At 44.7% G+C, this 12,485-nt stretch carries 14 protein-coding genes; 6 read left to right on the forward strand and 8 right to left on the reverse strand.

The annotated features are described in order from the left end of the window. The first annotated feature begins 63 nt into the window (after positions 1 to 63). The 4 genes from RDV52_RS04635 to murI all read left to right on the forward strand — a co-directional run bounded on the left by RDV52_RS04635 (position 64) and on the right by murI (position 2,699). A complete protein-coding gene (locus RDV52_RS04635; protein ID WP_004363909.1) occupies positions 64 to 582 on the forward strand; it encodes an OmpH/Skp family outer membrane protein in 519 nt (172 codons plus the stop codon). Between the two features lie 87 nt (positions 583 to 669). Then, positions 670 to 1,173: an OmpH/Skp family outer membrane protein gene (locus RDV52_RS04640; protein WP_004366806.1), complete on the forward strand. Its 504-nt coding sequence runs from the start codon at positions 670 to 672 to the stop codon at positions 1,171 to 1,173. A gap of 169 nt (positions 1,174 to 1,342) precedes the next feature. Continuing rightward, positions 1,343 to 1,852, forward strand: coding sequence for an OmpH/Skp family outer membrane protein (locus tag RDV52_RS04645; protein ID WP_004363907.1), 510 nt, complete (start codon positions 1,343 to 1,345; stop codon positions 1,850 to 1,852). A 4-nt stretch (positions 1,853 to 1,856) separates the two neighbouring features. Further along, a complete protein-coding gene (murI, locus tag RDV52_RS04650) occupies positions 1,857 to 2,699 on the forward strand; it encodes a glutamate racemase (protein ID WP_004366804.1) in 843 nt (280 codons plus the stop codon). A 535-nt stretch (positions 2,700 to 3,234) separates the two neighbouring features. Here the strand turns inward: murI and RDV52_RS04655 are convergent. The 3 genes from RDV52_RS04655 to argS all read right to left on the reverse strand — a co-directional run bounded on the left by RDV52_RS04655 (position 3,235) and on the right by argS (position 6,286). Then, complete coding sequence (locus RDV52_RS04655) at positions 3,235 to 3,699, reverse strand: RNase H family protein (protein ID WP_004363905.1); 465 nt, start codon at positions 3,697 to 3,699, stop codon at positions 3,235 to 3,237. Between the two features lie 80 nt (positions 3,700 to 3,779). Beyond that, positions 3,780 to 4,358, reverse strand: coding sequence for a DUF2059 domain-containing protein (locus RDV52_RS04660; RefSeq protein ID WP_004366798.1), 579 nt, complete (start codon positions 4,356 to 4,358; stop codon positions 3,780 to 3,782). Positions 4,359 to 4,465: 107 nt separating this feature from the next. Beyond that, positions 4,466 to 6,286 carry an arginine--tRNA ligase gene (gene argS, locus RDV52_RS04665; protein WP_004366795.1) on the reverse strand — a complete coding sequence of 607 codons (1,821 nt, stop codon included), beginning with the start codon at positions 6,284 to 6,286 and terminating at the stop codon, positions 4,466 to 4,468. 206 nt (positions 6,287 to 6,492) lie between these two features. Between argS and RDV52_RS04670 the strand changes: the two genes are divergently transcribed. Next, positions 6,493 to 8,070: a hypothetical protein gene (locus RDV52_RS04670; protein ID WP_040556906.1), complete on the forward strand. Its 1,578-nt coding sequence runs from the start codon at positions 6,493 to 6,495 to the stop codon at positions 8,068 to 8,070. A gap of 130 nt (positions 8,071 to 8,200) precedes the next feature. Here RDV52_RS04670 and RDV52_RS04675 read toward each other — a convergent pair whose 3' ends face one another. The 4 genes from RDV52_RS04675 to RDV52_RS04690 form a co-directional block, all read right to left on the reverse strand. Continuing rightward, on the reverse strand, positions 8,201 to 8,908 hold the full coding sequence (locus tag RDV52_RS04675) for an ABC transporter ATP-binding protein (protein WP_004366790.1): 708 nt from the start codon (positions 8,906 to 8,908) through the stop codon (positions 8,201 to 8,203). 14 nt (positions 8,909 to 8,922) lie between these two features. Continuing rightward, positions 8,923 to 9,327: a hypothetical protein gene (locus RDV52_RS04680; RefSeq protein ID WP_004366789.1), complete on the reverse strand. Its 405-nt coding sequence runs from the start codon at positions 9,325 to 9,327 to the stop codon at positions 8,923 to 8,925. A 67-nt stretch (positions 9,328 to 9,394) separates the two neighbouring features. Next, positions 9,395 to 9,745 (reverse strand): hypothetical protein, encoded by a 351-nt coding sequence (locus RDV52_RS04685; protein WP_309149737.1) that lies wholly within the window; start codon positions 9,743 to 9,745, stop codon positions 9,395 to 9,397. Between the two features lie 309 nt (positions 9,746 to 10,054). Beyond that, positions 10,055 to 10,954: a hypothetical protein gene (locus tag RDV52_RS04690; RefSeq protein WP_223381167.1), complete on the reverse strand. Its 900-nt coding sequence runs from the start codon at positions 10,952 to 10,954 to the stop codon at positions 10,055 to 10,057. A 114-nt stretch (positions 10,955 to 11,068) separates the two neighbouring features. Here RDV52_RS04690 and RDV52_RS04695 point away from each other — a divergent pair, with 114 nt between their 5' ends. Beyond that, positions 11,069 to 11,518, forward strand: coding sequence for a hypothetical protein (locus tag RDV52_RS04695; protein ID WP_223381166.1), 450 nt, complete (start codon positions 11,069 to 11,071; stop codon positions 11,516 to 11,518). Positions 11,519 to 11,766: 248 nt separating this feature from the next. On the opposite strand, the gene RDV52_RS04700 is transcribed toward RDV52_RS04695, so the two are convergent. After that, positions 11,767 to 11,949, reverse strand: coding sequence for a hypothetical protein (locus tag RDV52_RS04700; RefSeq protein WP_147278297.1), 183 nt, complete (start codon positions 11,947 to 11,949; stop codon positions 11,767 to 11,769). Positions 11,950 to 12,485: the final 536 nt, after the last annotated feature.

Here is a 12,485-nt window from a genome sequence, read left to right on the forward strand (position 1 = left end):
AACTTAACAATGCTACTTTCTTATAAGTGGCATACATGAATAACAAGAAAAGATATATTGATAATGAAAAAGTTAATTGTATTCTGCTTGGTGGCTGTGTTTGCAATAACAGCTCATGCACAGAAATTTGCACTCCTCGATATGGAGTATGTTTTAAGCAATGTTCCAGCTTACGAACGTGCCAACGAACAATTGAATCAGGTTAGCAAGAAATGGCAAGCGGAGGTGGAAGCACTCAACACCGAAGCTTCCACGATGTATAAGAACTATCAAAACGAGGTTGTTTTCCTCTCACAAGAACAAAAGAAAAAGAAGCAAGAAGCCATTATGGCAAAAGAGAAACAAGCTGCTGAATTAAAGCGTAAATACTTTGGTCCGGAAGGTGAACTCTTTAAAAAACGTACAAGTCTTGTCACGCCTATTCAAGACGAGATATATAATGCCGTAAAGGACATTGCCGACCAACGTGGTTATAGCCTTGTAATTGACCGTTCAAGCACCACAGCTGGTATTATTTATGGTTCGCCAAAAATAGATATCAGTAACGAAGTTCTGGCAAAATTGGGCTATGGCAACCAATAAATTGTACGGAGAGACAATAGAAATGCGGAAGAAGAGACAAAGGTAGTATTAATAGACAATTACAAACATTTAAAACAATAAAAGAAAATGAAAAAGCTTATTTTAATGTTGATGCTCTGTGCTCCTATGAGTTTGTTTGCACAGAAGTTTGGTCATCTCGATTCACAAGCACTCTTGCAATCATTGCCAGAAGCTACGAATGTACAAAAAGAACTTGAGGCAAAGGGTAAAGAGTATGAGAAACAACTTACCGACATGCAAGCAGAACTGCAACGCAAAGCAGAAGAATACGATAAGACAAAGAGTACGATGAATGCCACAAAACAGGCTGAAACCGAAAAATCGCTTCAGGACATGTACACTAAAATCCAGCAAACTGCTCAAGACAACCAAAAGGCTTTTAACGAACAACAACAACAAAAGCTTGGTCCAGTTCTCGACAAAGTACGTAGAGCCATCGAAGCTGTAGCAAAAAACGGTGGTTATGTTTATATAATGGAGAAAGGTGCCGGGCAACCATTGTACATAAACGAGGCTGTCAGCAAGGATATTACAGCAGAGGTTAAGGCTCAGCTTGCCAAAATGAAGTAAGAAAGAGCAAAAGAGTTCTGTAGCTTTTTTGCTAACTCCTATTGTTAAGGCGGGTGTCTTTCCCGTTATTATTTTCCAGAGTTTTAAAGCTTATCGGAAAAAGTAAGACTACCGCAAAAACTTTGTTCTTGCAGTAGTCTTTTTTATACAAAGAAAACGATATGCAATTATGATAAAAAAAATCTTTGCTTGCTTCGTTATCGCCATCTTGGCGATAACAGCAAATGCACAAAGCACACTAAAGTTCGCCTACTTCAACTACGACGAAGTATTAAAGTCGATGCCGGAATATGCTGCAGCTACACGCAGCATTAACGACCTTCGTGCTAAATATGATGCAGAGACGACACGTTCCGAGAACGATTTTCATGCAAAATACGAGGACTTCCTCGACGGACAGCGTAACTTCGCACCATCAATATTAAAGAAACGTCAGGCAGAATTACAAGAACTGTTAGACAAAAATATTGTCTTTAAGAAGGAAGCCGACCGCCTGATAGAACAAGCCGAGAAGCAGGCTTATGCACCCGTACACGCAAAACTAAGGAAGACAATAGCCAAGATGGCGCAAGAAAGTGGCTATGCCTTTGTTCTTAATGCCGACAACAATGCATTGCCCTACGTAAACAATATGATTGGTGAAGACATAACGGTTGCCTTAAAAACAGCCTTGCAATAGAATAATGGACAAATTGCTGACACAAACACCAGGACCGATTGGGATATTTGATTCAGGATACGGCGGACTTACCATATTGAAAGCCATACGCGAACTGCTTCCACAATACGATTATGCCTATCTTGGCGATAATGCCCGTGCACCATACGGTACGCGTTCGTTCGACATTGTGTACCAATTCACCCGCCAGGCAGTATTAAAACTGTTTGAAATGGGTTGTCAATTGGTTATTCTTGGTTGCAATACAGCCTCGGCAAAAGCACTTCGCAGCATTCAGCAAAACGATTTGCCCAACATCGACCCACTTCGCCGTGTACTTGGAGTTATACGCCCGACAGCCGAAGTAGTAGGAAAACTTACCGAAACCAAGCACGTTGGTATTCTTGCTACACCAGGAACAATCAAAAGCGATAGCTACAACATAGAGATAAACAAGCTGTGGCCTGAATTAAGTGTTACGGGAGTAGCGTGTCCGTTATGGGTTCCAATAGTTGAGAACAACGAAGCCACCGGTGCAGGTGCCGACTATTTTGTAAAAAAGAGAATCGATCACATCTTATGGTTAGACCCCGACATCGATACGCTCATATTGGGTTGCACACACTATCCCATTCTTATGCCGAAAATAAAACAATACGTTCCCGAAGGCGTAAAGATTGTATCGCAAGGTGAATATGTAGCCGAAAGTCTGAAAGACTATCTTGCCCGCCACACCGATATGGACGCTCGTTGCACCAAAAACGGAACAGTACGTTATTATACCACCGAAAATGCAGATAAATTTAAAGAGGCTGCACGCATATTTATTACCGAAGATATTCAAGTAGAGCATATAGATTTAGAGTGATAGCTGCATTTAGCTATCACTTTTTTTATACCGCTGAAACAGAGAACGACAAATTACAGATTCTTCCAACAACATTTTTAAAGAGCTGTTATTGCTGTTCTCCCATACTTAAAACACAGCAATACTTCTTATCGTATAAGCAGGAAAAAGACGGAAAATGTGTAAAGATTTATTGCAAGCGCAACTATCATGCAACCACCTTGTTATCAACATTTTGCAAAATCTATTGTTTTGCATTCCAAAAGCGGCTGTTTTGCACGGTAAAAGCGTAGGTTTTGCATCACGAAACAGCTGCTTTTGCAACGCCAGAACGAATTTACTGTTTTCAATAAAATTGTCTTTACAAAATCAAAGCAATTCCTTTGTAAAACCAACCTATATGCGCTCGAATATGCGGACGTATTGTAAGGGCTTTATTTATCACTTTCCACCTATCCACATTGCAGCTTCTTCGGTGTCAGGAGCGTAAAAAATAACGTCCCTACCTGCCATTGGTGATTGGAAGAAACACGCTGCACTCACTCCAAAAACTATGTTACTTGCGACCGAAGTCGGCAGGAATTTCTCCCCACTCCTTTGTTTCCCACTTTATAATGGGCGTGGTTACACTGTGGGTGCGCAACCACTGTTCTGCCCGTGCTATGATATTGTGCAGCCCGGCGGTCGTTTCGTTATGCTCCAAGGTGGTTTTACACTTCTTTTTGTTCACCCACAAGATGGCATTGTACGAGTCGCTGTAGATTACCTTGTCCTTAATGCCTTGCTTTTCCATCAATGCCAGCGCATGGACAATTGCCAGAAACTCGCCAATGTTGTTCGTTCCCATCGTCGGACCGAAATGAAAGATGCGCTGCCCCGTAGCAAGGTCGATGCATTGGTACTCCATTGGTCCCGGATTTCCCGAACACGCAGCATCTACCGCCCACGCATTTGCCTTTACACACAAGGGCAGAGGCAACACGGTGTCGTGTCTGTTCTCGGGTGGGTTTTGTAGTTTCATCGGCTTATACATGATAATGTGTAAAACAAATGGTCGCGGCAACGTTACGTTTTCACTCCCGACAGGGGCAGAAGAAGATTTTATAAGCCCTTTGTCTCGAATCCCTCAGCTTTCAATTCTTCAACAACGCTTTGGGCTATTGCCATTCCTACTTGCCGCCCCGCCTGATAAAGGTCGTTCATTAACGAAGGATTTGTTCTTGCTACTTTACGTCCTAAGTTGGTTTCATAAAAGGCAATGTATTCCTTTATATCTTCTAACGTAAAGTAACGATTGTAAATCGGCGCATAAAATTCTGTCATTCTTTTAAGAAAAATCTCTTGATACTTGGCCTCTATCTTGGCAAACACATCGTCAGGAATGCCTTTCAGCATTTCTCTAAGATTGCTCATAATAACAGGGAATTGTGCTTTCAATGTAGTTTTGGCACCCGATACCTCCATTAACTTATCCACGGCATTGATGTATTCCACATCGATACCTTTTGGCGTATCTATGCTTTTGGGTGCTTCTACTGCTTTTGGAATCTCTACTTTCTTTGATGTTTTTACTTCTTTCAAAGCCCCAGCCTCTTTCGATGCTTCTGCTTTTTGCGTTTTCAAATTGCAAGAAAAGGCTGCAAAAGAAACGAGAAGAAGGGATAAAAATACTTTTTTCATAACTTTACTATTAATATTTCAATTGTGTAGAATAGGTGTCGAATGCATTAAGACCATACGATAAAAGAATTTTCCTCTCTCTGAAAAGAGAGGGAAATAAATTGAGTTTACATACGTTCTGGCACTTCTATTCCGAGAAGTTCCATACCGTTCTTGATTACTTTCGCTACATTCTGCGCCAAGACAAGGCGTGTGGTCTTTTCGTCTTCGGTGTCTGCGTTCAGAATACTGTAATCGTGGTAGAACTGGTTGAACTCTTTTGTAAGTTCGTAGCAGTAGTTCGCAATTCCGCTCGGACTGTAATCGACGCCTGCCTGTGCTACGGCTGCGCCAAAGTCGTTCATCTTCTGAATGAGTGCAATCTCCTTTTCGTTCATCGGAGCATTGTCGGCAACTGCCGTTGGAATAGCGATGCCTTGTGCAGCAGCCTTGCGCAGAATGCTGCGAATACGTGCGTAGGTATATTGAATGAACGGGCCCGTGTTGCCGTTGAAGTCGATTGACTCTTCTGGATTGAAGAGCATATTCTTTCGTGCGTCTACTTTCAGAATGAAATACTTCAGCGCACCCAGACCCACGATGCGTGCAATTTCGTTCTTTTCCGCTTCGGTAATGTCTTCCAACTTGTTCACCTTGTCCTCGCTAAGCGTACGGGCGTTCTGTACCATCGAAGCTATGAGGTCGTCGGCATCTACCACTGTGCCCTCACGGCTCTTCATCTTGCCGTTCGGAAGTTCCACCATACCGTAAGAGAAGTGCACCAAATCCTTGCCCCACTTGAAGCCGAGGCGGTCTAAAAGAATGGAAAGCACTTGGAAATGGTAGTTCTGCTCGTTGCCTACGACGTAAATCATCTTGTCGATAGGATAGTCCTTGAAGCGCATTTCAGCAGTTCCGATGTCCTGTGTCATATACACCGACGTGCCGTCGCTTCTCAAAAGTATCTTTTGGTCTAAGCCCTCGTTGGTCAGGTCAGCCCATACAGAGTTGTCGTCCTTGCGCACGAACAAGCCTTTAGCCAATCCTTCTTCCACCTTTTTCTTTCCTTCGAGGTAGGTGTTGCTTTCGTAATATATCTTGTCGAAGCCCACGCCGAGTGCCTTATAGGTTTCATCGAAGCCTGCATATACCCAGCTGTTCATCTTCTCCCATAACGCACGCACCTCAGGGTCGTTTGCTTCCCACTTCACCAACATTTCGTGAGCTTCTTTCATCAATGGCGATTCTTGTTCGGCCTTTGCCTTTGCAGCCTCATCGTCTAAGCCTTCTTCTCTAAATTTTGCTGTTAGTTCTGCTACTTCTGCACGATAATGTTTATCGAAGAGGACATAGAAATCGCCGATAAGGTGGTCGCCCTTCTTTCCTGCCTGCTCTGGCGTGATGCCGTTGCCCCACTTCTGCCACGCAAGCATCGACTTACAGATGTGAATACCACGGTCGTTCACGATGTTGGTCTTCACCACTTTGTAGCCGTTAGCCTCCATAATCTTCGACAACGACCAGCCTAAAAGGTTGTTGCGCACGTGCCCCAAGTGGAGCGGCTTGTTGGTGTTGGGCGACGAATACTCCACCATGGCGAGCGGACTGTCTGCCGTTACTTGCTGTTCGCCAAACTTCTCGTCGGCGTGAATATCGTTAAGAAGTCCTATCCACGCTGCAGGAGCAATGACAAGGTTCAGGAATCCCTTTACAACATTGAAGTCGGCAATCGCCTTGCAGTTTGCTTTTAAATACTCGCCTATTTCTTGTGCTGTAGTTTCGGGGCTTTTTCGAGAAGTCTTCAGCAATGGGAACGTTACCAACGTAAGGTTGCCTTCAAAGTTTGCCTTTGTCTTTTGCAACTGTATCATCTGTGCTGGAATCTCTGCACCGTACAGTTCTTTTACGGCTGCCAATGCCGCAGCGATTATCTGGTCTTCTATCTTCATATCGTTTGTTTATTTATATTTGGGTGCAAAGGTACTAAAAACTTTGTAACTTTTGGCAACCAACACCTTACATAAAGGTGATGTTTCTGAATGTTTGTGGATTATATCTTTATTTTTTGCTTCGTTTATTTGCACTTTAACTATTAAATGGCTATATTTGCAGACGAAGTTACATTAGCATAAACTATTATTTTTTACAAAACTTTATGAGAAAAAACATTACTATTCTTTGCTTCTCATTGTTGGTAACAATGGGAGTGCAAGCCCAGAAACAGAATAACTGGGGAAAAGTTCTAAATCAGTCCAATCACATGGTAAAAACTTCTGAGAAAGAAGAGATGATTGTTACGCAGCCCAAAGGGAAAGTCTATAAGAACCTTTATAGCTATGCCGAAGGTTTCTATTCGATGTGGGGATTGATATTCGACGGCAAGAAAGATGGTGTGGCACGCGACGTTGTGATTGCCGACGACGGAACATTTTATATTCAGAACCCGATGACTTTCTTCCCTACCAATTCATGGATTAAAGGAAAGAGAACGGTGAGCGATACGATTGCCGTTGAGCTTCCGCAACTTATCTATGTCAACGACAACGACATTAAGTACTATGCAACTAGAATGAACTTTGAAATAATAGACGGTAACAACCAATATGTAAAAGACCCTAAGTCGCAGACCATTAAGTTTGTGTGGCGCAACGACTCGCTTATCAAGACCGAGAATGATGTTCTGATTGGAATGACGAGCGCTGACGGCGATTGGAATGGCATTGGCGATTTAGTCTCTTCATCTGTCATCTGCAACTATACAAATATGGTCCCATCATCTACAGCAAATGCTAAGAAATACATCTTTTCATTCAACAATGGTGGCAGAGAAATATTCGAACGTATGTCTGAAGTAGTGTTTGAAGACAACCATATTTACGTTAATAATATAGACGCTGACTTGCCCGATGCTTGGGTGAGAGGCGACATTGAGGACGATAAGGTCGTTTTCAAAAACACGCAATTTATGGGATTGTTCCCAACCAAGCATGCTTATAAGTGGGTAATGCCTGCTGATGTCAGTTACAACTCGCAAGAAGGTACGACCGATTACAAGTCGCTGCCATCTGTTACTTTCAACTACGACCGCAACAACCAGTCGTTCACCTGTCCTGAACACGGCTTTATGGCAAACTACGGCTATCGCCTTATAGATTTGGAAATGCAAGTAATGATGAAACCTTCGTTCCGTCCATGGGTTGAAAATGTAGGACGACCGAAGAATCCTATATTCTCAGTAATACAAGATATGGGCGGAGATACGAAAAGATTTGTTTTCAGCCTTGACCGATACAATGAGAAAGGTAGTTTCATGAACTCGAAAAACGTTTATTACAACATTTATCTCGACGATAAGAAGTACACCTTCACCCCATCTGTTTATCCGTGGCTGAATGCAGAGATAACGGATATCCCTATCGATTTTTCTGATAAGACTCGCTACGACTTTGAGAATCACGGCAATGCGCATGCCATAATGATTTACGAGAAAGCAAAAAGAATAGGTGTACAAGCGTTCTATCAAGACGGCGACAACCGACTTGTTACCGACATTGTGTACAGTGATGGTACAACTGTTTCGAGCGTTAATGGTGTTACCGATGTTGCAACTGGCGAAACATTCTACACCGATTTGAGTGGTCGCAGAGTTGTAAAGCCAACGAGAGGCATTTATATTAAGAGTGTAAGAATGGTAGATGGAAGTATTAAATCTGAAAAGATAATAGTTCCATAGTCTGCTTTCTTTAAACTATCTCACAGGAAAGTGTGCCAGTGTGGTGCACTTTCTTTTTGTTAGGTTGCAATTTATTTAAGAGTGAATTGATTAGGACAGCATTTATTTGTTTCCCAGTGCTTTTGCCACATTATTCCAGCAGTTTGTTTATTTCGTCTTTCACTTGTCGAGCCGGAACTATGTGCAGTCCATTTTTGTTTAGTTCCACTAAGCGGTCGGCAATGCGGAGGGCCAATTCCAAATCGTGTGTGGAAAGAAACACCACCTTGTCGGTTTCCCTTGCCAAACGATGGAGCAGCTGCAGCATTTCCACCTTCGACGGAAAGTCCAAGAACGACGTGGGTTCGTCTAATAGGATAATGGGCGTTTGCTGCGCCAACGCTTTCGCAATCATTACTTTCTGCCGCTCGCCGTCGGACAGTGTCTGCACCATTCTGTCTTTCAGATGGTTGATACCCACCATATTGATGGCTTCAGCCACAATTTTTCGGTCGTCGTCGTTGAGCTTTCCCCAGAAGCCTGTGTAGGGCATACGCCCCATTCCCACCATTTCGGCAACGCTAAGGTTCTGCACATCGGTCTTGTAGGTGAGCACGATGCTGATGTATTTCGCACGTTCGCGCTGCGAAAGCAAGTCGATGTCGCGCCCATCGAGTAGAAGCCGTCCGCCGAGTTTGGGCAGAAAGCCTGTCAAGGTCTTCAACAAGGTAGACTTGCCGATGCCGTTCGGACCTATCAGACAGGTAAGCTCGCCACTCTTTATTTCTACATTTATGCCGGTTACTACGGGCGAAAAGCCTTTGTAGCCCACTGACAGCTGTTCAAGCGTTATTTTCATTGGCTCAGGAAACGTTACGGTTGGCTCGCCTGCTCGTGCAAGATGCTGTGCAACCTGGCTATTTTCGTCTTCCTTTCAATCGAGTAAACACTTTGCTTTTCGTCTACGTATGCAAACAGCAGATAGGCTTTTTCGAGCAACATGTTGCGCAAAGGGTTTACTTTGTAGCTGCCTTCGGCATACAGAAGCTCGGCTACCATTTCCAAGCGGTCTGTCCTTTCCTTATCGTCCCATTCGTTCGCAGCGTAAGCAATAAGTTCGTCCACACTCATGTTGCGCAGAAGCGTATAGTCGCCAACATATTGTCGGTACAAATCTTTCAGACTGTCGTCGCGCTCGTCTTCCTTTTTCTTCATCATTGTGGCAAGCGCAGTAGCAAACTCTTCCAGCAGTCGTAGAAAATAGTCTTGTCGTATCATATATCAATACTCCGTTAATTTTTATGCTGCGTCAGCATCGAAACTAAATATCTCATTAATACTTTCTTTATTTAATGGCGTGTTCGGGTTTTTTCTCGAACACGTCAATAATTCGTTGCGCATAGTAGGCATTGACCATCTGCGCTTTAAGTCGACCGATGGACGTGCCAAGTTCCTTGCACATGATTTTGGCCACATTGAGTGCCGTGAATGAAGAGTTGAAGGCAAAGTCAAGTTTTCTCTTGTCGCGTGCCTGACAATCTGTAAGGCCGAGGAACTGCTTTGCGTCGCGAAAGCAGAACTCCTCTTGGAACCGTGTGGTGTAATATTCCACCACGTCGCGTCCACTCATGTTCTCATCCGTAGCGAAGTACAGACGGCGGACACCGTTGGGCAACTCGTGGATGACAAGCGACACGACCCTGTGCAAGGACTTGCACCATGCCTTGAGCGCATAAGCCTTGCCGGAGGTCTCCTCCAGTTCAAGCATTTCGACTTTAGACATATCGATGTTCCTCACGTCAATCTTTTCCCTCCCTCTCGTGTTATATCAAGATATCAGATAACAAAAAATTGTCGGGCGGAGATGACTCCGCCCGACAATCGTTTCTCTTAATTATCTGCCACAGGGCGGACAAAGCCCCCCCATGGCAGATTAGCTTAAAGCTGCGGTTCCGCACTACTCCCGAAAGAAGTGCAGGGAGCAAGCGCCGAACGTGATGTGTAGTTACTCGAATGGAATTGCCAGATTCCCGTGTGCACGGCTTTCGCCTTCCACTCCTATACCACCCCTGCCGAAGCGCAGGGAATACGCAGTTTCACCGCCCCATGGGCAGGCACTTGACGTCCAGTAGTAACCGCCCTCGCTAATGTAATGGAACCATTCTTTGTCGTACTGACCAAAAGCAGGCAAGTAGAAATAGTTGGGTTTTTCGCTGAGGAAGAGGTGTTTATAGGGGTCATCAGCAACATTGTTGTTACGGAAAGATTTGTTAGTGGTGCGCATGTCGGTCTCGTTGTCAGCTGCCAAGTCGCTTCTGAAACCGCTAATGTTGGCCTTCTTCTTAATCCACATACCGCCACTGTGTATATGACCCATAGCAGTCCAAAGCTCTTCGTCCCAATGAGGATCACCATACATAACATACCAAGACATTTCGTTGGCGTTGGGAACGTGCTGGGGAGAAGTAGGATCGAAAGTTCCGTGAGTTCCTTCACCTACGTTGCCAATGTCCTTGTTATAATAACGGTTATCACCGATAACCGACGATCCGGGATACTCATTGCCATGTCCTCCTGAGTGGGTTGGCTGGTCAATACCATAAACGTAGCCTTCTTTGTTCCACTCATGACGGAACCAGTAAGGGCGCTTGGCATCCCACATGTAGTAAATAGGGGAGTAGTCCTTGACTGTCAACTCCGAAGGCATATCGTAGATAGTGTTGGCAGCGTAATTGAAAGCTGGATATTCCTTAGTGACGTAGCCCGTTGTGACGGTTTCTAAATCCTTTATCCCAAAGCGAACTCTCAAGGTGTGTGTACCAGGCATGATGACTACGTAGCAAGCGTTGGCATCAGGGGTGGCAACGGCAGGGATGGGGAAGCCATCACTGTATCCTTCCCCCACACTGGTGTCGAGAGTTATTAGTGTTTCTTTGACGATACCACCGGTGATCTGGTCGTTAGCCGGGTCGAGGGTGAGGTAGGTACCCGCAATGTCGTTGTCAGAGAAAATCTGTATATGGGTCAGCTTGACTTTGTCGCCGTTGAGCAATTTATTATTGCCGCAATAAGGCGTGAACTTGAGGAATGCGGCCTTGTGGTCGATCTTAAAGACGAAATCTACTCTATCAGCGGCAGCGCCAGTGACAGCAGTAGCGACGCCCCAGCCACAATCGCCATCTTGACAGACGTGGTTGGCGTTGTTGGGTATGCGCTGGAGCTGGAATCTCTGGATGTGTACCATATCTTGACCGCCGCTACTACCGCCAACATAGTAAACGGTGTAATTTTTGCTGGCGGAGAACTTGCCGGGCACTATGAAATCGAACGTGGCAGTTTCGCTCGTGGGAGTGTTTTCACTTACCTGCCATTCGCCTTTGTCGTCCTTCACCCAAATCTTGTCGCCTGCCTCCCACTTGAACACACCAGTGGGGCTCATGGTGGTGCGGGTGTTCGGAGCTACGGATGAGAAGGTGGCGAAGTTCTTGTCGGTCTTGGGCGTTTTGCCGCTGTCATCCTGAGCGATCTCCTCACTTGAGCAGGAGGTCAGCGCCATGATCGTACCCAGCAGGGCGACCATACAGAGCATGCGTGCCTTGAATGTTGATCGTATTTTCATTGTAATTTCCATTTTTTTGTTTTACATGTTTTTATGATTCTGTGCTGTTGCAGCTTTGTGCTTCATCGCAGTTGCAGCTTTTGCCTCATTGCCTTTCGTCAGTCGTCCCAAAGTGATTTATGACCGCTCTCTGGGGCGTCTTCCTCCTCCTCAAACAATCCTTGTTTGGAATTCAAAGGTGTAGGACCTGGGGCAGGCTGTGCGGGGTTGTGCTGACTGGAGAAGATATCCATCAGACTATCGTTCTCCTGAACGGTGATTATCGCGCATTTGGGATTCACGTAAACCCGTCTGTTCCTTGTCGTTTCTTCCATGTTTTTATGATTAGTGAATTGAAAATTTCATTGTTCCACCCATGTCTTTTCCGTTAGCCAGACTGGCAAAAGGACACGGGAAAGCGGGCAAGGGAAACTCCAGAGGGAGTCCTTTGCCTGTTGAGATTGTGCGGGGGGCGCCCCGCACGTGTATGCGAGAATGTTGGGGGAAGGCGTTATGCCAGTAGCGCCTGAGAGAGAGTAACAAATTATTTGGAACTGCCAAATAATCCGACGACAAATTTACAGGAAAAACTGCTTTTTCCTGCTCTGCTCTTATAGCTTTATTATATAAGGGAGTCTGCCGTGGCTGATGATGTCTCTCCAATGTATTCAAATTCCTTTAATTTGTGAATGCTGGGGACAAAGGTAATGTTTATTTTGTTAACTGCCAAATTTTCGGGAAGTTTTTTGCTTTGCGAGGATAGACATGTTTATAACGCAGACTTGTCTCCTTTTGAGTGTGCGGTGGTAGTCATGACGAGAAATCGCCATTTGTAGGT

The organism is Prevotella nigrescens, from assembly GCF_031191185.1.
Lineage (GTDB): Bacteria > Bacteroidota > Bacteroidia > Bacteroidales > Bacteroidaceae > Prevotella > Prevotella nigrescens.

Bases quoted from the DNA above. Each gene is read 5' to 3' on its own strand.
- RDV52_RS04635 (WP_004363909.1), top strand. From the start codon at position 64: ATGAAAAAGTTAATTGTATTCTGCTTGGTGGCTGTGTTTGCAATAACA.
- RDV52_RS04640 (WP_004366806.1), top strand. From the start codon at position 670: ATGAAAAAGCTTATTTTAATGTTGATGCTCTGTGCTCCTATGAGTTTG.
- RDV52_RS04645 (WP_004363907.1), top strand. From the start codon at position 1,343: ATGATAAAAAAAATCTTTGCTTGCTTCGTTATCGCCATCTTGGCGATA.
- murI (WP_004366804.1), top strand. From the start codon at position 1,857: ATGGACAAATTGCTGACACAAACACCAGGACCGATTGGGATATTTGAT.
- RDV52_RS04655 (WP_004363905.1), bottom strand. From the start codon at position 3,699: ATGAAACTACAAAACCCACCCGAGAACAGACACGACACCGTGTTGCCT.
- RDV52_RS04660 (WP_004366798.1), bottom strand. From the start codon at position 4,358: ATGAAAAAAGTATTTTTATCCCTTCTTCTCGTTTCTTTTGCAGCCTTT.
- argS (WP_004366795.1), bottom strand. From the start codon at position 6,286: ATGAAGATAGAAGACCAGATAATCGCTGCGGCATTGGCAGCCGTAAAA.
- RDV52_RS04670 (WP_040556906.1), top strand. From the start codon at position 6,493: ATGAGAAAAAACATTACTATTCTTTGCTTCTCATTGTTGGTAACAATG.
- RDV52_RS04675 (WP_004366790.1), bottom strand. From the start codon at position 8,908: ATGAAAATAACGCTTGAACAGCTGTCAGTGGGCTACAAAGGCTTTTCG.
- RDV52_RS04680 (WP_004366789.1), bottom strand. From the start codon at position 9,327: ATGATACGACAAGACTATTTTCTACGACTGCTGGAAGAGTTTGCTACT.
- RDV52_RS04695 (WP_223381166.1), top strand. From the start codon at position 11,069: ATGGGTCAGCTTGACTTTGTCGCCGTTGAGCAATTTATTATTGCCGCA.